Below are 22,789 nucleotides of genomic sequence, written 5' to 3'. Positions count from 1 at the left end.
GAGGTCAGATGACGAAGAACCAGTTGGCGAGCAGCATCACCACCACGCCGGCGACCAGGGTCAGGTAGGGCAGTATGCCCGCCTTTTTGACCGAGAGGTCGGCCCCCGTCATGCCGAGATCGGCCAGCATGTGGTCGGGGAACTTGCCCTTGTCCTGGATGTAATGGCGGAAGCAGAACACCGGGATGATCAGGGCTGCCGTGATCAGGCCAGCCCACAGCGCCATCGGGTTCCACACCTTGGCGCCCGCGCCCATGAAGATCATGTTGACATAGGCGAAGATCGCGCCGACGCCGAGCAACCAGCTCGGTGCTTTCCAAGGCCGGGCGATATGGCCGTTGTCGATGCGGTGGATCCAGCCGGCATTGAGGTTGAGGAAGTTGAAGATGATATAGCCGCAGTTCGACACGGCGAGGATGAAGAAGAAGCTCGTCGCGTCGGCAGAGGCGATGGCCAGCACGATCAGGTTGAAGACGAGATCGGTCCACATTGCCCGCGTCGGCGCGCCATGTTCGTTGACATGGCTGAGATAGCGCGGCAGCCAGCCATCGACCGAGCCCTGGTAGAGCGTGCGTGAAGAGCCGGCCATGGCCGTCATGATGCACAGAACCAGAGCCAGGATCATCAGCATCACCAAAAGGCTGTGGATCAGTGCGCCGCCGCCGACCATGCCGGCCAGCGCGTCGGCTACACCGGAGCCGTCGACGATCGGTGTCGCCAGCATGCCGTTGAGGCCAAGCACGCCCTGGAAGGTGAACGGCACCAGGATGAACAGCAGCATGCACAAAAGGCCGGAATAGAAGATCGCCTTGAACGTGTCGGTGCCCGGGTTCTTGAACTCCGAGGTGTAGCAGACGGCGGTCTCGAAGCCGTAGGTCGACCAGGCGGCGATGAACATGCCGCCAAGCACCAGCGTCCAGCCGGCGATGTTCCAGGCGCCGGGTTCGGGCGCATAGGCGGCCGCCAGCGGCACCAGCGGCGAAAAATTCGCCCAGTTGATCTGGCCGGTGACGATCGGCACCACGCCGACGATCAGCATCGGGATGATAACCAGCAGGCCGATATATTTCTGCACGTTGGCAGTGCCGAGGATGCCGCGATGCTGGATGGCGAAGATGATCAGCATCAGCACCGCGCCGATGAAGAAGGTCGCGTTGAGGGTGAACGAGACCGGCCCCAGCGTGTGGCTGTAGAGCGTCCAGTTGCGGATCACCGGCGTTGCCGCGGCGGTCACCGCCGTGATGGCGTCGGCGGCACTCGTCCCGGCATGCGCCGCGATATAGGCGACGACTTCGGGCGAGGCATCGGTGAACAGCGGCACCGGCGCCAACGCGTTGAGGATATAGGCGGCGGCGATCGAGCAGCCGAGCGACAGCACCGGCGACCAGGCGAACCAGTTGCACCACACCGACAGCGGCGCGATGAACTTGGAATAGCGCAGCCATGCGGTGGCGCCGTAGATCGACGCGCCGCCCGACTTGTTCGGAAACAGTCCGGCGATTTCGGCATAGGTGAAGGATTGCAGGAAGCCCATGATCATGGAGAAGATCCAGATCGCGAAGGCCAGCGTGCCGGTCGTGCCGGCAATGCCGCCGATCGAGAACAGGACGAGGGCAGGCACACCGCTCGCCACCCAGAAGGCGCCGCGCCAGTCGATATTTCGGTGCAACTTGCCTTCGGCAAGCGGCTCCAGGACAGTCGTTATCGTGCTCATATGTCTTTGTTCCCCATTTTGATGTTCCCCGTTCGTGACCGCCGCGGCTTCGCTAGGCTCACCATCGAAGCATGCATTGATCGACTGCTGGTGTTTCCACTCAGTCGTATTTTTTTCTTAGGAGTGAAGATTGATCCGGCGCGCTTTCACGTCAAGCGAATTGTCGCGCCGTGCACATCACGCTTGCGAAACATGTCAGCTTCACACTGGCGGGCAGGATTGTTCGGAAAAGGACCAGGGGTCTGGAAACGAAAAACCCGCCGGAGGCGGGTCCCGGCGCAAATCAGCACCATGGACGAATATGTAGCATAGCTGCCCTCAGCAGGTCAAGAAAAAATTCCTATCAGGTTGCCAGCACGGCCTCACTGTCTTGGGAGGAAGGCCGTCAGGAGCGTGGTTTGGTCTTTTGCGGATCGTAGTGGGCGAAGGCGACGACGCGCGCCGGCAGCCGCTTGGCATGGCCGTCGAGCTTGCCGATCTCGACCTCGGTGCCGACAGCCGAATGGGTGACATCGAGCCTGGCCAGAGCGATGGTCTTGTTCAGCACCGGAGAACGCATGCCCGACGTGACCACGCCGATCTGGGCGCGGCCGACATGCACGCAGTCGCCATGGCCGACGTCGACATTGGCGTCGATGTCGAGGCCGACCAGCTTCGTCTGCGGGTGCTCCTTGCGGCGGATCAGCGCCTCGCGGCCGATGAAATCGTCGGTCTTGCTCTTCAGCGGCACGGTGAAGCCGATGCCGGCCTCGAACGGGTCGGTCTGGTCGGAGAATTCGTAGCTGGCAAAGATCAGCCCGGCTTCGATGCGCACCATGTCCAGCGCCTGCAGCCCCATCGGCTTCAGCCCATGCGGCTGGCCGGCCTCCCAGATGGCGTCGAACGCTTTTTCGGCGTCGCGCGGATGGCACCAGATCTCGTAGCCGAGTTCGCCGGTATAGCCGGTGCGCGAGACGACGACCGGAATGCCGTTGCCGCCACCAATGCGGGCGACGGCGAAGCGGAACCATTCGAGCTCGTCGATCGACGGCTGCAATGGCGAAGTCCAGATCACTTCTCGCAGGATGTCGCGGCTCTTCGGACCCTGCACGGCGACGTTGTGCATCTGGTCGGTTGACGAGCGCACCAGCACGTTGAGGCCGAGCTTCGCCGCCGTCTCGCGCAGCCATTCGCCGGACAGATCGTCACCGCCGACCCAGCGGAAATTGTCCTTGCCGAGCCGCAGCAGCGTGCCGTCGTCGATCATGCCGCCATGCTCGTAGCACATGGCCGAATAGACCACCTGGCCGACGCCGAGTTTCTTGACGTCGCGGGTCAGCGTGTATTGCAGCAGCGCCTCGGAATCCGGGCCGGTGACCTCGAACTTGCGCAGCGGCGACAGGTCCATGATCACCGCGTCCTGCCGGCAGGCCCAGTATTCCGCGATCGGCCCCTCCTTGGCGAAGGAATTGGCCAGCCAATAGCCCCTGTACTCGCCGAAGTTGCGGGTGTGCTTGGCAAAGCTCGAATGAAAAGCTGTCTCGCGGGTCATTTTCGGTTCCGAATCGGGCGCCATGCGTCTGGCGATCGCTCGCGAGAATTTGTGCTGGCCGGAATAGGTCCGCACATGGATGTCGGTCGGGTTCCAGCCATTGGCCGGCGTCGTGTCGTCGGGGCAGGCGGAGGACACGCAGACGATGTCGGTGAGCGCCCTGAGCAGCACATAGTCGCCCGCCCGCGACCACGGCTCGTCGGACACCATGACGCCATGCGCGTCGATCGCCGTGTTGAAGAAGAAGTTGATCGCCATCCAGCCCGCGCGGGGATTGACGCCCTTGCCGGCCAGAGCGCCGTTGAAGTTCTCCGAGCAGTTGGTGTGGCCGGGATAGCCGATGTCGTCGTAATATTTGGCCGCGCAGGCGAGCGCGAAGGCGTCGTGCCGGCCGCATGTGTCCTGCACCACCTCGACCAGTGGCTCCATGTCCTGGTCAAAGTATTTGGAATGCAGGCCGGGCATCGGGTAGCTCGCACCCATCAGCGTGCGAGTCGTCGTCACGTCGAGCGGATGATCCAATCCCCTGTCCAGCTTGCGCGCCGAAAAGCACTGGAAATCGGTGCACTGGCGCCCGTCGACATCGATGATCTGGAGATAGTCGCCAGCCTTGACGAAATAGGATTCCGCCGTCGCCGAATGGACGCGCAAATCGAGAACCGGGTCGGCCAGCGGATCGGCCAGTAGCGATTTCGCCGCCGGGCGGATCGTGGCACGGCGAACGATGGCAATCAGCGGCGTCGCCGTGTCGTGGCCATCGACCAGCATCGGCCCGCCGGGGGTCGCAATCAGCATCGCGCCGTCGCGCGCGACCGTGAAAGCCTGCTCGGTGCCGGCGGGTGTCGCGCCGCCGAACACGCGAACCGCCTTGGCATGGTCAAGCTGCACCTGCCGGCGCGCGAGCCCGCTCCGTAGCGATGCGAGGCTGTCGTCGTCCTCGGCCAATAGCGCCTTGATGCCGGCAGCGTTGCTGTTCGATGCTTCACCAAAAATGCCGGGATCGGTGACGCCGCTCCTGTCCCAGGCCAGCAACTCGCAGGCCTGGCCGCCCTCGACATTGCGCACGGTGACCGTGTCGCCGGCCTCGATGTCGATGAGCACCGCGCCATTGCCATGGATCGTATAACGCTCCATGCCCGGCGGCAGCGCGATCTGGCCGGGCCTCAGGATGAGGCTCGGCCGCGGCGGTCCGGCAGCAATTGCGGGGTAGGGCGACTGGCTCATTTCAGCCTTGCGGTTCGAGAAACAAGTTTGCCTGTGTGTGAAATTATTTTAGCGGTAAGAATAGGCAGTGTGGTTGGGTTTGGCAAGGCGGAGCTTGACCGTCGGTGCAATCGCTCGGGCTTGAATTCGCCACTCCGCCTCGCCTTCGGAGCGTCGGCGCTGCCCCTCATCCGCCTGCCGGCATCTTCTCCCGGTGAACGGGGCGAAGGACGCTGTCCTCATCGGTTTCGCCAATCGCCAACGGTGCAAAAAAGTGCCGGCTTTGCGGTCCAGCTTCTTTCTCCCCGTTTACGGGGAGAAATGCCCGGCAGGGCAATGAGGGGCGGCGCCGACGCTCGGAATTGGCCATTCCGGCGAAAACTGAAAACTAGACCAGTTCCTCGCTGTGGCGGATATCGACACCATACTCCGCACCCGAATCCAGCACCGTATGCCAAAGGCTTTCGGCGAAGGTCGCAAACACCAGAAGGTTGAACACCGCCTGCCCATCCGGCCGATCGCCGCCGCGCCAGAGCGTGACGCTGGTGTGATCCATCGATGTCGCGGCGGCGGCGCCAACCGGGAACGTCGTTGGGTGCAAGTCGATCGAAGACAGTTTCGCCAGCATGGTGCGTGCCTTGACGCCCGAAATGCTGATCAAGACCCGTGCATGCGACTGATCCGACAGCGAGGCGGAGTCGGAGAATGCCGGCGTCAACGTCTGCGTCGTGTGCTTGCCGCCGTTTGACAGAACGAAGAACTGATCCGGCCCCGACCAGATCAGCGTGGCATCCGGAGTCTGTACCGCCTTCGGCGCATCCGGTGGCACCGCGCCGAAACGGGCCTTGGCCGCTTTCGCCAGATCAGCCCCTTGGCCGCGCCTCGCCATGATCTGGATCAGATCAAAATTGCGGATCTCGGTCAGCGAGACGCCGGCCTCGATACCGCGTGCACCATGCACGCCGGCAACAAGCGCCTTTTCAAGGGGACTGCGGGGAGCCCAGGAAAAATCAACCACGCTGGCGCCCTCCATCCGGATCGTAGAAGACGGGATTGCAGAGTTCGACATCGTAGTCTTCGCCGCGCAACGGGTCATGCCCATGCACGATCTCGCCGATGCGTTCGCGGCCGCGTTCGACAAGCGCGAGCCCGATCCACTGATCCGACGTCGGCGAGAAGCAGACCGAGGTGACATAGCCCTGGTCGTTGCCGGGGCCGGGTGTCTGTCCCTTCGGGATGATGTGCGCACCGGAGCGCAGCCGGCGTGCCTTGTCCGTCGGCTTGATGCCGACGACGACCTGCCGGTCCGGGGCTACCAGCGCCTCGCGTCCGGCCATGACGCGGCCGATATAGTCTTTCTTGGTCGACATCATCTTGCCCAGGCCAAGATCGGCCGCCGTCGTCGTGCCGCTCAGTTCCGGTCCGGCGATGTGGCCCTTTTCGACGCGCATGACGCCGAGCGCCTCGGTGCCGTAGGGCGTCACGCCGAATGGCGCGCCGGCCAGCATCAGATTGCGCGCCATGGCATCGCCAAAGCGCGCCGGCACCGAAATCTCGAAAGCCATCTCGCCTGAGAACGAGATGCGGAACAGCCGCGCTCTCAGGCCGCCGCGAAGTGCGACTTCGCGCACGCTCATGAACGGAAAGCCTTCGTTCGACAGGTCTTCCGACGGGTCGACGATTTCCCTGAGCAGATCGCGGGTCTTCGGCCCGGCGATCGAGAATTGCGCCCACTGGTCCGAGACGGAAGTGAGCTGCACGTCGAGCTCCGGGAACAGCACCTGGCGGCAGAATTCGAGATGCTGCATCACCAGCCCGGCCTTGGCCGTGGTGGTGGTCAGGAAGTAATGATCCTCGGCCAGCCGCGATGTCGTGCCATCGTCATAGACGATGCCGTCCTCGCGCAGCATGAGCCCGTAACGCGCTTTTCCCACCGCAAGATTGGAGAAGGTGTTGATGTAGACGCGATCCAGGAAAGCGCCGGCATCGGGGCCGTGCACGTCGATCTTGCCGAGCGTCGAGACATCGCAGAAGCCGACGCCGCCGCGCACCGCCTTGACCTCGCGGGTCACCGATTCCAGCCAGTCCTTCTCGCCGGCGCGAGGGTACCATTGCGCACGTTTCCACAGGCCGGTGTCGACGAAGATTGCGCCCTGTTCGGCCGCCCAGTGGTGCGACGGCGTCAGCCGCGTCGCATGGAACGTCTCGTCGCGGTGATGGCCGGCGAAGGCGCCGATGGCGACCGGCACGTAAGGCGGCCGGTAGATTGTCGTGCCGGTCTCGGGGATCGAACGGCCGCTGACCGCGGCCATGATGGCAAGGCCGGCGACATTCGAGGTCTTGCCCTGGTCGGTCGCCATGCCGAGCGTCGTGTAGCGCTTCAGGTGCTCGACGGATTCAAAGCCTTCGCGTTGCGCCAGTTCAATGTCGGAGGCGGTGACGTCGTGCTGGTAATCGACAAAAGCCTTGCCCTTGCCGGCGACGTGCCATAGCGGCGTCAGCGAGAATGCCTCGTCGTCGGCGGCAGGCGCGATACCCACTGTGCCGCTATGTCCCGTGTCACGCGCCGCTGCCGCGCCGGCGGCAAATCCCTGGCTCAGGCAGGCGCCGAGGCCGAAATCGCCATTGGCGGCACCCGCGGCGACCATGCCGGGAGGCGCGCCGTCCGGCACGAAGGCAGATATGTCGTTCTGCCATTTCGGCCGGCCACGATGGTAGGAAGTCAGCCCGACCGCCGGGTTCCAGCCGCCGGAGACTGCGAGGCCGTCCGCTTCGACCTCGGCGCGCGCGCCACCGGTCAGCGAGACCGCGATTTTCCTGACGCCATCCTTGCCGCCATCGACGCCACTGACGGAACCATGCAGCACCGGGAAGCCACCCTTGGAGGCCAGCGAACGATGCGCCGGCGACACTTCGGACCGTGCATCGATGACCGCCGCGATCTGCAGGCCGGCCCCGAGTGCAGTCTCGACCGTACGCCAGCCATCCTCATTGTTGGTGAACAGCGCGAGGCGCTTTGCCGGTGTCGCCGCATAGCGCGCGACATAGGTGCGCATGGCGGACGCCATCATAACACCGGGCGTGTCGTTGCCGGCAAAGACGATCGGCCGTTCGATAGCGCCGGCCGCGACGACGCAGCGCTTCGCCACGATCCGCCACAGCCGCTGTCGCACATGGTGCTCGGGCGGCGAGGGCAGGTGGTCGTTGACCCGCTCGATCGCGCCATAGGTACCGCCATCATAGACGCCGAACAATGTCGTGCGGGTCATGATGCGGACATCGGGCATATCGGCCAATTCAGCCAGCGTCCGCGACAGCCATTCGGCTGCCGGCACACCATCGATCGTGCCGCCATCCGACAGCAGGCGGCCGCCGGGGACAAAATCCTCTTCGCACAGGATGACGCGGGCACCAGCGCGGCCGGCTGCCAATGCCGCGGCCAGACCGGCCGGACCTGAACCGGCGATCAGCACATCGCAATGCGCCCATGCCTTGTCGTAGTGATCGGGATCGGCGATGCCTGAGGCACGGCCGAGGCCGGCGGCGCGGCGGATCGCCGGCTCGTAGATCGCTTCCCAGAACTTCGCCGGCCACATGAAGGTCTTGTAGTAGAAGCCGGCGACGAAGATCGGCGCGAACAGCTGGTTCACCGACATCACATCGTGGCGCAGCGACGGCCATCGGTTCTGGCTGGCGGCCTCGAGCCCGTCATAGAGTTCGGCTGTCGTCGCCTTGGTGTTCGGCTCGCGCCGTGCGCCGGTGCGCAGCTCGACCAGCGCGTTGGGTTCTTCCGAACCAGCGGTGAGAATACCGCGCGGGCGATGGTATTTGAACGATCGGCCGACCAGCTTGACGCCGTTGGCGATCAGCGCCGAGGCGAGCGTGTCGCCTTGGAAGCCGGAGAAAATCTTGCCGTCGAAACGGAAGTTCAGTGGCACCGAGCGGTCGATGAGACCGCCCGACGTGAGACGGTGAGATTGGCTGGAAGTCACGATTGCCGACCCTTCGTCGCTTCGATGTCATGCGGCAGGGTCGCGCTGCCCCTCATCGCCCTGCCGGGCACTTCTCCCCGTATAGTGACGGGGAGAAGGACGCTCTCGTCCAAGATTTCGCTAATCATCAACGCTGCAGGAATAGCGGCCAGGTTGCGGCCAGCGTCCCTCTCCCAGTCTCTATACGGGGAGAGGGTGCCGGCAGGCAGGTGAGGGGCGGCGCTGACTTGCACGAGAAAATTCATTTCGCGACCTGCCTCGCACCCACACCCACTGCCGGCTCGACCGTCGAAATCTCGTGCGTCAGCGTGTTGCGGGTGACCTTCAGCCAGGCCCGGCAACCACCGCCATGGTACCAGTATTCGCTGGTCGCGCCGGCGACATTGTCGCGCAGATAGACATAGTCGAAGACCTCGTCTTCCGAGGCGCCGGCTTCGGGCCGTACGGGCTTGGCGTCGCCGAGATAGGTGAACTCGCCGAGTTCGCGTTCGCCGCAGAAGGGACAGACAATGCGCATGCTGTTCTAGACCGCCTTCAATGCAGGTTCGGTTGGGCGCCCTGGCCCTTTTCGTCGATCATCGCACCAGTCCGGAACCGGTCGAGGCGGAACCGTGCGGCCTCTTCGTGCGATTCATCGCGGGCCAGAAGGTGGGCAAAGACAAAGCCGGAGCCCGGCGTTGCCTTGAAGCCGCCATAGCACCAGCCGGCGTTGAGATAGAGCCCGTCGACCGGGCTCTTGTCGATGATAGGCGAGCCGTCCATCGACATGTCCATGATGCCGCCCCACTGGCGCAAAAGACGCACGCGGCCGATCATCGGCATCAGCGCCATGCCGCCCTCGCAGACGTCCTCCATGACAGGCATGTTGCCGCGTTGGGCGTAGGAATTGTAGCCGTCTATGTCACCGCCGAAGACGAGGCCGCCCTTGTCGGACTGGCTGACGTAGAAATGGCCGGCGCCGAAGGTCATGACACCAGGGATGAGCGGCTTGATCGCCTCGGAGACAAAGGCCTGCAGCACATGGCTTTCGATCGGCAGGCGCAGGCCGGCCATCGCCGCGACGCGCGACGAACTTCCGGCAACAGCCATGCCGACCTTACCGGCGCCGATCTTGCCGCGCGATGTCTCGACGCCGGTCACCTTGCCATTGGCGTCCCTGACGAAGCCGGTGACTTCGCAATTCTGGATGATGTCGACGCCGAGTTCGCTCGCCGCATGCGCATAGCCCCAGACAACAGCATCGTGCCGCGCCGTGCCGCCGCGTCGCTGCAACAGCCCGCCTTGTACGGGAAAGCGCGCATTGTCGAAGTTCAGGAACGGGATCATCTTCTTGACGGCGGCGAGGTCGAGCAGTTCGGCGTCGATGCCGTTGATGCGCATGGTGTTGCCGCGCCGCGCATAGGCGTCGCGCTGTGCGTCGGAGTGGTAGAGGTTGATGACGCCGCGCTGGCTGACCATCGCATTGTAGTTGAGGTCCTGCTCCATCCGCTCCCACAGCTTCATCGACAATTCGTAGAAGCCGGTGTTGCCGGGCAGGCCGTAATTGGAGCGGATGATGGTGGTGTTGCGGCCGGCATTGCCGGAGCCGATCCAGCCTTTTTCGAGTACGGCGACATTCTTGATGCCGTACTCGCTGGCGAGAAACCAGGCGGTGGCCAGCCCGTGGCCGCCGCCGCCGATGATCACCACGTCGTAGCGATCCTTCGGCGTGGCGTCGCGCCAGGTGCGTTGCCAGTTCTTGTGGCCGGACAGGGCGGCGCGGGCGAGCGAAAAGATCGAATATTTCATCAGTTCATTCCGAGGTCGCTCGCGTCACGCTGGTGGTCAGATATCCAGCGTGTGGTCGCGCTCCCATTGCGTGAAGTGCGAAGCATAGGAATTCCATTCCTGGTGCTTCAGCTTTAGGTAGGCCGACGAGAATTCCTCACCCAGCGCCGCCTTGAGCGATTTGTCCTTGTCGAACTCTCGCAAGGCGTCGAGCAGGTTGAGCGGCAGTTTTGGAGCGCCCTTCACCGTGTGCCCATGCTGGTACATGTCGATGTCGTAGCGCTTGCCGGGATCGGCCTTCGAGCGGATGCCGTCGAGGCCAGCGGCGATGATAACCGCCTGCAGCAGATAAGGGTTGGCAGCACCATCCGGCAGCCGCAGCTCGAAGCGGCCGGGGCCGGGCACGCGCACCATGTGGGTCCGGTTGTTGCCGGTCCAGGTCACCGTGTTCGGCGCCCAGGTCGCGCCCGAGATGGTGCGCGGCGCGTTGATGCGCTTGTAGGAGTTGACCGTCGGGTTGGTGATCGCGGCAAGCGCGGAGGCGTGCTTCATGATGCCGCCGAGGAAATTCCTGCCCTTGGCCGACAGGCCAAGCTCCATCGAATTGTCGGCGAAGACGTTGGTCTTGCCGGCCTTGTCCCAGACCGAGATATGGGCATGGCAGCCATTGCCGGTCAGCCCCTGGAAGGGTTTGGGCATGAAAGTCGCGCGCAGGCCATGCTTCTCGGCGATCGACTTGACCATGAACTTGAAGAACGAGTGCTTGTCGGCGGTCGCCAGCGCGTCGTCGAAGGCCCAGTTCATCTCGAATTGGCCGTTGGCATCCTCGTGGTCGTTCTGGTAGGCGCCCCAGCCGAGCGCCAGCATGTGGTCGCAGATCTCGGCGATGACGTCGTAGCGGCGCATCACCGCTTGCTGGTCGTAGCAAGGCTTTGAAGCCGTGTCGTATTCGTCGGAAATTGTCTTGCCGTCCGGCGAGATCAGGAAGAACTCGGCCTCGACGCCGGTCTTGACGTGCATGCCGTCGCTGGCGGCTTCCGCGATCAGCCGCTTCAGCGTGTTGCGCGGCGCCTGGTCGACCTCCTTGTCGTCCATGATGCAGTTGGCGGCGACCCAGGCGACTTCCGGCTTCCACGGCAGCTGGATCACCGAATCCGGATCCGGCACCGCCAGCATGTCGGGATGTGCCGGCGTCAGATCAAGCCAGGTGGCGAACCCGGCAAAGCCGGCGCCATCCTTCTGCATGTCGGCGATTGCCTGCGCCGGCACCAGCTTGGCACGCTGGCCACTGAACAGGTCAGTGTAGGAAATCATGAAATATTTGACGTTTTTCGCCCTTGCGAATTCTGCAAGATCAGTTGCCACGCTAGTTCCCCATTTTTATCGATTGTTGTTCCCGAGTATGCGGGAGTCGGCCCTTCGTTGATCAGAAGCCGTTCTTCCCCGGTATCCAGTTGGTGCCGGCCAGCGGCACGCCGGCCATGGCGGCTGCCTCGATCGTCAGCGCGACGAGGTCCTCGGGTTCGAGATTGTGCAGGCTGTTCTTGCCGCACGCGCGGGCGATGGTCTGCGCTTCCAGCGTCATCACCTTGAGGTAGTTCGCCAGCCGGCGTCCCGCGGCGATCGGGTCGACCCGCTTCATCAATTCGGGATCCTGCGTGGTGATGCCGGCGGGGTCGCGCCCCTCGTGCCAGTCGTCATAGGCGCCGGCCGTGGTGCCGAGCTCGTTGTACTCCGCCTCCCAGCGGGGATCGTTGTCGCCGAGCGCGACAAGGGCAGCCGTACCGATCGAGACCGCGTCGACGCCGAGCGCCAGCGCCTTGGCGACATCGGCGCCGTTGCGGATACCACCGGAGACGATCAGCTGCACTTTGCGGTGCATGCCCAGATCCTGCAGCGCCTGCACCGCCGGCCTGATGCAGGCAAGCGTCGGCATACCGACATTTTCGATGAACACTTCCTGGGTGGCGGCGGTGCCGCCCTGCATGCCGTCGACGACAACGACATCGGCGCCGGCCTTCACGGCAAGCGCGGTGTCGTAGTAGGGCCGGGCGCCGCCGACCTTGACGTAGATCGGCTTTTCCCAGTCGGTGATTTCGCGCAGTTCGAGGATCTTGATCTCGAGATCGTCGGGTCCGGTCCAGTCGGGATGGCGCGAGGCCGAGCGCTGGTCGATGCCCTTGGGCAGCGTGCGCATCTCGGCGACGCGGTCGGAAATCTTCTGGCCAAGCAGCATGCCGCCGCCGCCCGGCTTGGCGCCCTGGCCGACGACGACTTCGATCGCATCGGCGCGGCGCAAATCGCGCGGGTTCATGCCGTAGCGCGACGGCAGATATTGATAGACCAGCTGCTTTGAATGGCCGCGCTCTTCCTCGGTCATGCCGCCGTCGCCCGTCGTGGTCGAGGTGCCCGACAGGGTCGCGCCGCGCCCGAGTGCCTCCTTGGCGGGGCCTGACAGTGAGCCGAAGCTCATCCCGGCGATGGTGATCGGGATCTTTAGCTCGATCGGCTTCTTGGCATGGCGAGAGCCGAGCACGACTGATGTGTCGCAGCGCTCGCGATAGCCTTCGAGCGGATAGCGCGAGATCGATGCGCCGAGGAACAGAAGGTCGTCGAAATGCGGCAGCTTGCGCTTGGCGCCGGCGCCGCGGATGTCATAGATGCCGGTCGCCGCGGCACGGCGGATTTCGGAAAGCGTATAGTCGTCGAAGGTCGCGGATTTGCGCGGCGTCGTCGGAGGGTTGCGATAGGTCATGCTGCCTCAATACGCGTCGGCGTTGTCGATATTGAAATTGTAGAGCGTGCGCGCCGAGCCGTAGCGCTTGAACTCCGACGGCTTGACGCCGGTGACACCGGCGCGGTCGAGCAGGCCTTGCAGCAATTCCAGATGCTCAGCCCGCATCTCCTTGGCGATGCAGTCGGCACCCAGGCTGTCGACCTTGCCGCGCACGAAGAGCCGCGCCTCGTAGATGGAGTCGCCCAGCGCGTCGCCGGCATCGCCCAGCACCACCAGATTGCCCGACTGCGCCATGAAGGCCGACATGTGGCCGATATTGCCGTGCACGACGATGTCGATGCCCTTCATCGAGATGCCGCAGCGCGACGAGGCATTGCCTTCGATGACCAGCAGGCCGCCCTTGCCGGTGGCGCCGGCATACTGGCTGGCGTCGCCTTTGATGGTGATCGAGCCCGACATCATGTTCTCGCCGACGCCGGGACCCGCCGAGCCATGCACGGTGATGGTGCTGCCGGAATTCATGCCGCCGCAATAATAGCCGACGCTGCCACGCACATCGATGGCAACAGGCTGGTCGACGCCAACGGCGACCGAATGGCTGCCTTTCGGGTTCAGCACTTCCCAGGCCGTTTCATTCGAGCCGTGCGACAGATTGTGCAGCGCCTGGTTGAGTTCGCGCAGCGACGATTGGTCAAGATCGAAGACCCGAGGGTCATGTGCTGCGGTCTTTGAAAGCGTGGTTGCCGGCATGAATTCAATGCTCCCAGAAATAGACGGTTGCGGGCTCGGGTTCCCAGACCCTCGCATTGTCTATGCCGGGTAGTTTGGTCAGCGCGCGATATTCCGAGCCGAAGGCGACATACTGGTCGGTTTCGGCCATCACGGCAGGCTTGCAGGCGATCGGATCGCGCACCACGCCAAAACCGTTCTTGGTGCCGACGACGAAGGTGAAGAAGCCGTCGAGGTCGGAGAGCGTGCCTTCCAGCGCCTCGCCGAGATTCTTGCCATGCGCCATCTGCGACGAAAGATAGGCGGCGGCCACTTCAGTGTCGTTCTCGGTCTCGAAGGTCATGCCTTCGCGGATCAACTCGCGGCGGACGTTGTTGTGGTTCGACAGCGAGCCATTGTGCACCAGGCACTGGTCGGCGCCGGTCGAGAACGGGTGCGCGCCCATTGTCGTCACCGCCGATTCCGTTGCCATGCGGGTATGGCCGATGCCATGCGTGCCGGTCATCTTGCGGACATCGAAGCGATCGACGACTGCCTCCGGCAGGCCGACTTCCTTGTAGATCTCGACAACGTCGCCGGCACCCATGATGCGGATGTCGGGGCGCAGCGCCTGGATGGTTTCGCGCGCTTCATCGATCTTGGCCGGCGTGGTCCTGACGACGGCATGGGTGGATTTCACCGCGATCGTCACCGGCGTGCCGATGGCCTTGGCGAGCTCCGCCTCGAGGCCGCGGAAATCGCGGTCGGGCCTGGCTGACTGGATGGTGATCTTGGCCTCATTCTTGGAAGGCGCGCCATAGATGGCGATGCCGGCGCTGTCGGGACCGCGATCGCTGAGGGAGATCAGCATCTGCGACAGCATCGCACCAAGCTGGGGTTCCAGCGACTTGTCCTTCAAAAACAGTCCGACAATTCCACACATGTCAGCCTCCCGATGTTTGTAGCTAAGAGATCGTTTGTAGCTAAGAGAGGATGTATCGAATGAGCTGCACAAATTCAATCGTATGAAAAAAATATTCCTCTAGTTACCTATGCGGCTCAATGCCGCTCTGCGCACTGTCGCCGTCTCGCCGGGCATTGTGAACCCATTTGGCGGTGCGGATGCGGGCGAGCTTGTAGGCGTCGAGAATCGACAAGGCATAGATCAGAAAGCCGCCGGCGTGACGGCCGACAAAGCTGGCATCGGGCGGCGCGATCTTGGCCGTCACCCATGCCAGGATCACCATGAAGAAAAGGAACTGAAGGCCGCGCACCGGCACGCCGAGAATGACATGCCCGCTTCCCGGCAGCACGATTGCGGCGCCGAGAACCAGATAGGGATTGGTGGGTGCCGTGGTGGGACTGGTCATGCGGCTTGCCGTTCGCTTTTGTTGATGGCGTCGCGAAGCGCCGACACCGACACCAGCAGTCTTTCGATCAGCGCGGGCTCGAGTGTGGCGTCGCCAAACTCGGCCTGCCGGAACACACCGTAGCGCGCCCGTTCGGCTTCGGCCAGCAGCGACACGATGCGTACCCCTTTCGGGGTGATCAGCAGTTCCTTGGCGCGCCCTTCGGAAAAAATCCCGAGGTGGCCGACGATGGTCTCCAGTGGGAAGTGGACGCCCCTGCGATCCGTCCGCAACACGGCCTCGGCCGGAAATGCCGAACTCTTCGGCAGCGTGTGGTCGAGATGATCGAAATTGGAGAAGGTCGTCGGCGACCCCGGCCGCATCATCATATCGAAGGTGCCGGGCACGGCCACCGGCTCGGTGATCGAAACACTGAGCCAGCGCGCCGGCAGTTTCCGCGTCGCCAGTGTGTCGACGATGGTGCGCACCTGGACACGTTTGCTGTTCCAGGACCCTTCCCAGGTGATGACACCGGCGGTGCCGTCCGAGACATTGGCTGCGTCGGCGATGGCTGTGCGGATGCGGTCCTGCTCGACGGCAAGCGCCATCGATGCCCTGTTGCGGCTGGCACGCGCCTGCCGGGCAAGGTGGAGAACGATAGCCAGGACAATGGCTCCGGCCAGCAATGCTGATGTCAGCTCGGACATTTTCTCATGCCACGCCCATCCAGGATACGGACCGGCCTACTCCCATCAATAACCCTGCGGCTTCGGCCACGGCATGGTGAACTGATCGCCGCGCCGCACGAATTTGTAGCGATAGAAATGGAACCACAGTGAGATCAGGAAATAGAAGGCGACCATGGCGATCAGTTGCGAGCCGAAGCCGAGGAAGATGGCGAAGAAGGTCACCACGCACAGGCAAAACAGCACGATGGCCGGGATCGGGTGGAAGGGGTGCGTGTAGCCGCGGCGGATCGAGCCCAGCGGCCACTTCTTGCGGAACATGATGATGTTGATGCTCATGAACGTGTATTGCAGCACGCCCGACAGGATCGAGAAGGTGATCGCCTGGTTGAGGTCGGCGATGAAGGCGAAGGCCAGCGCGATCGGCAGCAGGAACAGGATCGAACGATAGGGCGTGCGATATCTCGGATGCACGGCCGAGAACCATGTCGGCAGATAGCGGTCGCGGCCGAGCGAGAACCAGGCGCGCGCCGCATCGTTGATGCAGCCATTGGCGGAGGCCATTGCAGCAAGCAGCGTGGCGACGAACAACAGGTTCTCGAGCAGCGGGCTGCCAGTCAGCTTGCCGGCGTCCCACAGCGGATAATAGGTGATGCCGAGATATTCCCATGGCATCATCGAGGCGCAGACATACCAGGTCATGGCGGCGGCGATCAAAAGCGTGATCATGCCGGCCATGGTGCCGTAAGGCAGCGAGCGGGCCGGCGAGCGCACTTCCTCGGCGGCCTGTGTGGTGCCTTCGATGCCGAGATAGTACCAGATGCCGAACTGGAAGGCGGCGATGACGCCGATCCAGCCATAGGGGAGCGCATTGCCTGGCGTGACCAGCTCGTTCAGCTTCAGCACGGCGCCTTGCGTCCACGGGCTGACCGAAAAGAACAGGATGACGATCGAGATATAGGCGACCGCTGTGATGACGAAGTTGACATTGAGCGTCATCAGCACGCCGCGATAGTTCAGCCACGCCAGCACGACGATGGTCGCGGCGATGAAGGAATTGTGGGTGAGCCCTTCGACGCCGGCCTTGGCGACGATGGTGTCGCCGAGCAGGATGGCGTCGGACACTTCGAGCATGGTGTAGGCAAAGACCAGGAACAGCGCGACGTTGAACGCCATCAGCGGTCCGACGATGTGCTTTGCCTGCGCATACTGACCGCCGGCGGCGGCCACGGTCGATGTCACCTCGGAATCGATCATGGCGACCGAGGTGTAGAGCAATCCCACGACCCAGCAGACGATCAGCGCGGCCAGTGCGCCACCCTTGTCCGCCGAGAAATTCCAGCCGGTGAATTCGCCGACCAGGACGATGCCGACGCCGAGCGCCCAGACATGGGCCGGTCCGAGCACGCGCAGGAGTGAAACTCTGTCCCCTTGGGCAGCCGGGGCAGCCGGTTCAAGTGCGATCGTCATTGTTCAATCCTCACTCAGATCCGGTGTTTTTCGGAAGTGGCTTCCAGTTCGCCCTCGCGCGAGGAGGTCAGCACCTCTTCGGAGAAAGTCGTGTCAACCTTGAACCAGTCGTAGAGCATCCACAAAGCGAGCACGATCGAGATGCCCCAGCATGCGTAAGAGAGTGCCACCCACATGATCGTGTCCCCCGAATTAAATCGTCCTCAGAACTCTTACTTGTCGTCGAATTTTTCGTTGATGACGTCGCGATATTCGCGGTCTGATGCACGAAACAGGAAGACGAAATAACCGATCAGCACCGCCGCCATGATGATCAGCGTCGGCCAGTCGATGACATAGTGAAAGCGGTTCTGGATGATGTCGTGCGCGGTCTCGGGCGTATAGCCGAGCTTTTCCCAGATAGACGCCATGGTCGGGTTCTGGCCTAGCGCTTCCCAGGTCTTGGCGTCGAGCGCGTCGATGGATTTCGCCGCGCCGGCGAGGCCCAGCTTGAGCGGTAGCCACAGTGCCACAAAAATGGCGACCACGACGACGGCAATGTCGAAAACCTGCCCGGCCTTGCTTTGCTCCGGCGGCGTGTAGCGGGACATCTCTTCTACCCCTCAGGACTTGCGGTTGCGGAATGCGTCGGCGTTCTTGATGTCGAGCCCATAAATGAATTCTTTGTCTTCCTTGTAGTGCTTGACCATCGCCAGGATGGCCGCCGTGTTGAAGATCAGCACGGCGGCGGCGGCGATCGCGACTACGGCCTTGATGCCGCTGTGCGGGATGTAGGGCCATGTCATGAGGAGGACGAAGAGGATCGTCGCCCACAGGCAGACGATCAGGAGCGCGGCTCCGCGCACGTCGGAACGGTACAGCGCTTCGATGCGCTGCTGCATGTCTGACATCGGTTTCTCCCCTTTTCCGCCGTCCGGTTCCCCGTCCGCCGTCCTCTTTCAACAGAGTGAAATTTTTTTCATAAGTTCTGTCTGAATCCCGCAATTGTCAAGCGCGATTTACGTGGGGTTAACCGTTTGGTTTGCGTGGCGGATTTTGCCTGACAATGAAATTAATTGCTTATGGGTATTGCGGCGCCCGGAGGTTTGCGATCAATATTCGGCCAAAGCTCCCGCCGCTGCGCAGGGGGCAGGGAACAGCAGAGCATTATCGAAACGGAGGACGAGCGGATGACGGCATCCTGGAGATTTTCGACCCTGGCGGATCGGCACCGAGCGCTCGGTTCGAAGCTCGAAGACTGGAGCGGCATGGGAACCGCCTGGACCTACGACAAGGATGCCGACGAGGAGTACATCGCCATCCGCACCAAGGCTGGTCTGATGGATGTCTCCGGCCTCAAGAAAGTCCACATCACCGGGCCGCATGCCTCACACCTGATCGACCTGGCGACGACGCGCGATGTCGAAAAGATCTATCCCGGCAAGTCGGCCTATGCCTGCATGCTGAACGAGGCGGGAAAATTCACCGACGATTGCATCCTCTACCGCACCGGCCCCAATGCATGGATGGTCGTGCATGGTTCGGGCACCGGCCATGAGGAGTTGCAGCGTGCTTCGGTAGGGCGCGACGTCTCGCTGTGCTTCGACGACAATCTGCACGATCTGTCGCTGCAGGGTCCGACAGCAGCCGACTATCTGGCCAAGCATGTGCCGGGCATTCGCGACCTCAACTATTTCCATCATATGCAGACGCAACTGTTCGGCTTGCCCGTCATGATTTCGCGCACCGGCTATACCGGCGAGCGCGGCTACGAGATCTTCTGCCGCGGCCAGGATGCCGGCACGATCTGGGACAGGATCCTCGACGAGGGCAAGAGCGCCGGCATCATTCCGTGCCGCTTCACCACGCTCGACATGCTGCGCGTCGAAAGTTATCTGCTCTTCTACCCCTACGACAATTCGCAGAAATATCCGTTTGAAAACGAAGGCCCCGGCGACACGCTGTGGGAACTCGGCCTCGACTTCACCGTCAGTCCCGGCAAGACCGGCTTTCGCGGCGCCGAGGAGCACTATCGTCTGAAGGGCAAGGAGCGCTTCAAGATCTATGGCGTGCTGCTCGACGGCAAGGAGCCGGCTGACGAAGGTGCGCCGGTCTATCGCGACGGCAAAAAGGTCGGCGTGGTAACCTGTGCCATGTATTCGCCGCTGGTCGAGAAATCGATGGGCATCGCCCGGCTCGACGTGGACTGCGCGGTCAAGGACACCAAGCTCGAAATCCGCAACAAGAGCGGTGCCATCAAGGCGACGGCGCAGCCGCTTCCCTTCGATGATCCCAAGAAGATCAAGCGCACGGCGAAAGGTTGAGGCATAGTCAACACCGAGGGGTTCGAGCAATTCCAGGAAAAGTGTGAAACGGTTTTCCGTCCGGAATTGCGTCGAAGCAAAGAGATAGAGCGGTCCGCCGTTTCTATGAAACGGTGAAGCGCTCGAAGGCACGAAGACATAAATGGCAGCCAAAAGTATCATCAGCCGGCCCGTTTACGGAACCTTGTCTCCGCAACCCGGCAAGCATCATCTTTTCATCGCGGACGCGGAAGGGGCGCTGGCGATAGCGGAGATGGCCGGGAGGGCGCCGCCCAGGTTTTTCGGCGACGCCGAAATCGTCTTCATTCCCGGGCTTGACGGGAAACATGCCGTCGCGCTCGAAGCGTTGAAGCCGGCACAGTTCCACGAGGCGCCGTCCTTCGCCAGCCTGCTGCCCCGGCTCAGGCAGACACTGGCCAACGCGCATATGGGCTTGCGCCTCTACCTCGCTGGCACCGAGGGTCTGATCGGCCAGGCCATGCAGGTGGCGCTTGAAGCCGGCATCGACCACATTTCGATCCAGACCGAGCACCGCGGCTCGCTGGCGCGGCGCATGCAATGTGTCCATTGCAAGGGCATCACCGAGAATGTGACGACGCAGCCGGCGACCTGCGCGCATTGCGGCCTGCTTCTTCTGGTGCGCGACCATTATTCCAGGCGCATCGCAGCCTTCCAGGGCGTCTGCATCAATGCGGAAGATCGCTCGGAGATTCCTCCGATGGAGGAGATTTTTCGATGAGCACCGGAACAACAAAACTCGATGTCGTTGTCAGCGACGTCGTCCCGGTCAACGACCTCGTCACCCGCTTCCATTTTCGCCGGCGCGACGGGCAGCTTTTGCCGACTTTTTCCGGCGGCGCCCATGTCGTGGTCGAGATGCGCGACGGCGAACGCACCAGGCTCAATCCCTATTCGCTGATGGGCTCGCCGCTCGATACGCGCGAATACACGATCTCGGTGCGGCGCGACGATGTCGGCCGTGGCGGCTCGCTGTTCATGCACCGGAGCGTCAAGCCGGGCATGGAGATGGTGGTCAGCTACCCCGTCAACCTGTTCTCGCTCGACCTGCGCGCCAAAAAGCATCTGATGCTGGCCGGCGGCATCGGCATCACGCCGTTCATGGCACAGACCGCTCAGCTTGCGGCGGAAGGCGGCAATTTCGAACTGCACTACACCTGCCGCACCGCATCGCTCGGCACCTATGCCGATGTGCTGCGCGAGCGCTACGACCGCCGGGTCAGGCTCTATCATGACGACCTTGACGAGCGCATCGAACTCGACCGGTTGCTGTCGACGCAGCCGCTCGGCACGCATCTCTATGTGTGCGGCCCGGCTGGCATGATCAACTGGGTGCGCGATCGCGCGGCAAGCCTCGGCTGGCCGGCGGAAACCGTGCATTTCGAGCATTTCGCGGCACCTCAACCCGGACTGCCGTTCGACGTGAGGCTTGCCGTCAGCGGCAAGGCGATCCGCGTCGATGAACAGCAGAGCCTGCTCGAGGCGATCGAGGCGGCCGGCGTCGATCCGCCCTATCTCTGCCGCGGCGGCGTCTGCGGCCAGTGCGAAACCAATGTCATTTCTTGCGACGGCAAGTTCATCCACAACGACCACTGGCTGAGTGAGGAAGAGCACCGTTCGGGCAAGAAGATCATGCCGTGCGTGTCGCGCTTCGAAGGCCGGTCGCTGGTCCTGGAACGGTAGGAGAAAATCATGGGCATTACCTTTCGCAAGGAAACGTTCCGCGACGACTTCACCTTCAAGAACAGCCCTGAGCACATCAGGCGCTTCCCGTTCCCGTTCCACGAAGACGCCTACATGTATGCGGTCAACATCGAGCCGCATGTCGTCGGGCCCAGGGGCAGCGTGCTGGAAAACCTGATCGACGTCGACGAGCACTATGTGGCCGAGATGCAGGACCGCGCGCTGGTGCTGGCCGAGGATCCGCTGCGCTGCCAGTCGCTGCCGCACATGACGCTGGCCGGCTGGGACCTGCTCGAGCTTTTGATGGAGCAGCAGGCGCTGGGCTATCCCGAGCATTTCACGCTGACCCGCGACGGCGATCGCTGGCGCTGGATCAACCGGCCGCTCGGTATCGACGACACCTTCACTTTCGGCGACACCTCGACGCTACCTTACGGCCCGATGGAATACATCACCCGGCAAAGCCAGGGCGATTTCTGCATCCTCGACCAGCGCGACGGCAATCTGTGGATGGATGCCGGCATGGTCACCACCCAGGCCGACTGGTCGCTCGATTTCGACATCGGCATGAACTTCTTCGAATGGCATGCGCCGGTGCCGCTGGCGCATGAGAAGGGGATTTTCGTCAGGGCGCTGAAATTCCTCACCAACATCCAGCAGGGCAAGCCGGCGCGGCGCCTGAACTGGACGATGACCATCAATCCGCGCCTCGACACCAGCCCCGAGAACTACCACAAATGGGGGCCGGACCGGGCGACGGTGACGCCGGACAATGTCGGCGACAAGGTGCATCTGCGGGTCGAACTGCAGAGCTTCTGGCGGCTGCCGCGCTCCAACGGCATCGTCTTCCCGATCCGCTGCTATCTGATCAAGATGGACGAGCTGGCGACGCAGCCAAAATGGGCACGGCGCCTGCACCGCGTCATCCGCGACCTGCCTGACGAACTCGCCAACTACAAGGGCCTGACACGCTATCGCCCGGCGTTGGTCGAGTGGCTGTCGAAGCTGGACGATGGGAGCGCGACGAGCCCAGGGTTTGGGCCGGATTGAATAGCTGATGTTGGCGCTGCCCCCAAAGCAGCCAATCTCCCCCCAAGAGGGGGAGATGCCCGGCAGGGCAGAGGGGGGCGCCTGCCTTGCCCAATCTCCACCTCCGCGCTTACGACGCGTCGCCCAGCCCAGCCACAATCACGACATGCTGGCAGACATTGTCGATATCGCGAATGACATCGTCGTTCCAGAAGCGCAGGACCGTCCAGCCCAGCGCTTCGAATTTGGCGGTTCTTGCAGCGTCCGATTCCGACGTTTCGGCCCGGCCATGCTGGGAACCATCAAGCTCGACGATCAGCTTTTTGTCCGGGCATGCAAAATCGACGATATGGCCGGCGATAGGCATCTGGCGCCGAAACCCCAGTCCCATCAGCCTGTGTGCCCTGATCTCATTCCAAAGCTTGAGTTCGGCATCGGTCATCACCTTGCGCATCGTGCGCGCATTGCGGCGGCTGTTGGCGGATACCAGATTGTGCGTCATCGCGGTTCGCCCCCCTCTGTCCTGCCGGACATCTCCCCCTCCAGGGGGGAGATCGAATGTCACTTCAGCTTTCGCCAATCACCAGTGCAAAAGAGGA

At 62.9% G+C, this 22,789-nt stretch carries 21 protein-coding genes; 4 read left to right on the top strand and 17 right to left on the bottom strand.

Annotated elements, in window-relative coordinates:
• Nucleotides 1–4 precede the first annotated feature (4 nt).
• From EOB80_RS15410 to EOB80_RS15330, 16 genes are all read right to left on the bottom strand, one after another.
• Entirely contained in the window at nt 5–1,714 is a 1,710-nt protein-coding gene (locus EOB80_RS15410) for an APC family permease (RefSeq protein WP_127328495.1), read from the bottom strand.
• 385 nt (nt 1,715–2,099) lie between these two features.
• On the bottom strand, nt 2,100–4,469 hold the full coding sequence (locus tag EOB80_RS15405) for an aminomethyltransferase family protein (protein ID WP_127328494.1): 2,370 nt from the start codon (nt 4,467–4,469) through the stop codon (nt 2,100–2,102).
• 367 nt (nt 4,470–4,836) lie between these two features.
• A complete protein-coding gene (locus EOB80_RS15400; RefSeq protein WP_127328493.1) occupies nt 4,837–5,466 on the bottom strand; it encodes a sarcosine oxidase subunit gamma family protein in 630 nt (209 codons plus the stop codon).
• Entirely contained in the window at nt 5,459–8,440 is a 2,982-nt protein-coding gene (locus EOB80_RS15395) for a sarcosine oxidase subunit alpha (protein WP_127328492.1), read from the bottom strand. The genes EOB80_RS15400 and EOB80_RS15395 overlap by 8 nt, the downstream gene beginning before the upstream one ends.
• 241 nt (nt 8,441–8,681) lie before the next feature.
• Nucleotides 8,682–8,957 carry a sarcosine oxidase subunit delta gene (locus tag EOB80_RS15385; protein ID WP_127328491.1) on the bottom strand — a complete coding sequence of 92 codons (276 nt, stop codon included), beginning with the start codon at nt 8,955–8,957 and terminating at the stop codon, nt 8,682–8,684.
• 17 nt (nt 8,958–8,974) lie between these two features.
• Complete coding sequence (locus tag EOB80_RS15380) at nt 8,975–10,228, bottom strand: sarcosine oxidase subunit beta family protein (protein WP_127328490.1); 1,254 nt, start codon at nt 10,226–10,228, stop codon at nt 8,975–8,977.
• Nucleotides 10,229–10,264: 36 nt separating this feature from the next.
• Nucleotides 10,265–11,572 (bottom strand): type III glutamate--ammonia ligase, encoded by a 1,308-nt coding sequence (gene glnT / locus EOB80_RS15375; RefSeq protein WP_127321954.1) that lies wholly within the window; start codon nt 11,570–11,572, stop codon nt 10,265–10,267.
• A gap of 61 nt (nt 11,573–11,633) precedes the next feature.
• Complete coding sequence (locus EOB80_RS15370) at nt 11,634–12,962, bottom strand: FMN-binding glutamate synthase family protein (RefSeq protein ID WP_127328489.1); 1,329 nt, start codon at nt 12,960–12,962, stop codon at nt 11,634–11,636.
• Between the two features lie 6 nt (nt 12,963–12,968).
• Nucleotides 12,969–13,694, bottom strand: a complete 726-nt coding sequence (locus EOB80_RS15365; protein WP_127328488.1) for a GXGXG domain-containing protein — start codon at nt 13,692–13,694, stop codon at nt 12,969–12,971.
• Between the two features lie 4 nt (nt 13,695–13,698).
• Nucleotides 13,699–14,595, bottom strand: coding sequence for a glutamine amidotransferase family protein (locus tag EOB80_RS15360; RefSeq protein WP_127328487.1), 897 nt, complete (start codon nt 14,593–14,595; stop codon nt 13,699–13,701).
• Between the two features lie 103 nt (nt 14,596–14,698).
• The gene (locus EOB80_RS15355) at nt 14,699–15,022 is read right to left on the bottom strand and encodes a hypothetical protein (RefSeq protein WP_127328486.1); all 324 of its coding nucleotides are present in this window, start codon (nt 15,020–15,022) and stop codon (nt 14,699–14,701) included.
• Nucleotides 15,019–15,708, bottom strand: coding sequence for a hypothetical protein (locus tag EOB80_RS15350; RefSeq protein WP_164762621.1), 690 nt, complete (start codon nt 15,706–15,708; stop codon nt 15,019–15,021). Before EOB80_RS15350 ends, EOB80_RS15355 begins: the two co-directional genes overlap by 4 nt.
• Before the next feature lie 45 nt (nt 15,709–15,753).
• A complete protein-coding gene (locus tag EOB80_RS15345) occupies nt 15,754–17,157 on the bottom strand; it encodes an amino acid permease (RefSeq protein ID WP_023808735.1) in 1,404 nt (467 codons plus the stop codon).
• A 14-nt stretch (nt 17,158–17,171) separates the two neighbouring features.
• Nucleotides 17,172–17,333 (bottom strand): hypothetical protein, encoded by a 162-nt coding sequence (locus EOB80_RS15340; protein ID WP_013532900.1) that lies wholly within the window; start codon nt 17,331–17,333, stop codon nt 17,172–17,174.
• A gap of 36 nt (nt 17,334–17,369) precedes the next feature.
• Nucleotides 17,370–17,747 (bottom strand): hypothetical protein, encoded by a 378-nt coding sequence (locus EOB80_RS15335; protein WP_013532899.1) that lies wholly within the window; start codon nt 17,745–17,747, stop codon nt 17,370–17,372.
• 12 nt (nt 17,748–17,759) lie between these two features.
• The gene (locus tag EOB80_RS15330; RefSeq protein ID WP_027036059.1) at nt 17,760–18,047 is read right to left on the bottom strand and encodes a hypothetical protein; all 288 of its coding nucleotides are present in this window, start codon (nt 18,045–18,047) and stop codon (nt 17,760–17,762) included.
• A 279-nt stretch (nt 18,048–18,326) separates the two neighbouring features.
• Between EOB80_RS15330 and EOB80_RS15325 the strand changes: the two genes are divergently transcribed.
• The 4 genes from EOB80_RS15325 to EOB80_RS15310 all read left to right on the top strand — a co-directional run bounded on the left by EOB80_RS15325 (nt 18,327) and on the right by EOB80_RS15310 (nt 22,211).
• Nucleotides 18,327–19,460 carry an aminomethyltransferase family protein gene (locus EOB80_RS15325; protein WP_127328485.1) on the top strand — a complete coding sequence of 378 codons (1,134 nt, stop codon included), beginning with the start codon at nt 18,327–18,329 and terminating at the stop codon, nt 19,458–19,460.
• A 142-nt stretch (nt 19,461–19,602) separates the two neighbouring features.
• The gene (locus EOB80_RS15320; protein WP_127328484.1) at nt 19,603–20,199 is read left to right on the top strand and encodes a dimethylamine monooxygenase subunit DmmA family protein; all 597 of its coding nucleotides are present in this window, start codon (nt 19,603–19,605) and stop codon (nt 20,197–20,199) included.
• Complete coding sequence (locus tag EOB80_RS15315; protein ID WP_127328483.1) at nt 20,196–21,161, top strand: PDR/VanB family oxidoreductase; 966 nt, start codon at nt 20,196–20,198, stop codon at nt 21,159–21,161. The genes EOB80_RS15320 and EOB80_RS15315 overlap by 4 nt, the downstream gene beginning before the upstream one ends.
• A 9-nt stretch (nt 21,162–21,170) precedes the next feature.
• Nucleotides 21,171–22,211: a DUF3445 domain-containing protein gene (locus EOB80_RS15310; protein ID WP_127328482.1), complete on the top strand. Its 1,041-nt coding sequence runs from the start codon at nt 21,171–21,173 to the stop codon at nt 22,209–22,211.
• Nucleotides 22,212–22,320: 109 nt separating this feature from the next.
• Here the strand turns inward: EOB80_RS15310 and EOB80_RS15305 are convergent, their stop codons facing one another.
• A complete protein-coding gene (locus EOB80_RS15305; RefSeq protein WP_127320072.1) occupies nt 22,321–22,692 on the bottom strand; it encodes an endonuclease domain-containing protein in 372 nt (123 codons plus the stop codon).
• Nucleotides 22,693–22,789: the final 97 nt, after the last annotated feature.

This window comes from Mesorhizobium sp. M7A.F.Ca.MR.245.00.0.0 (assembly GCF_003997415.1).
In the GTDB taxonomy this organism is placed as follows: domain Bacteria; phylum Pseudomonadota; class Alphaproteobacteria; order Rhizobiales; family Rhizobiaceae; genus Mesorhizobium.
This window is presented reverse-complemented; position numbering and strand designations above follow the sequence as displayed.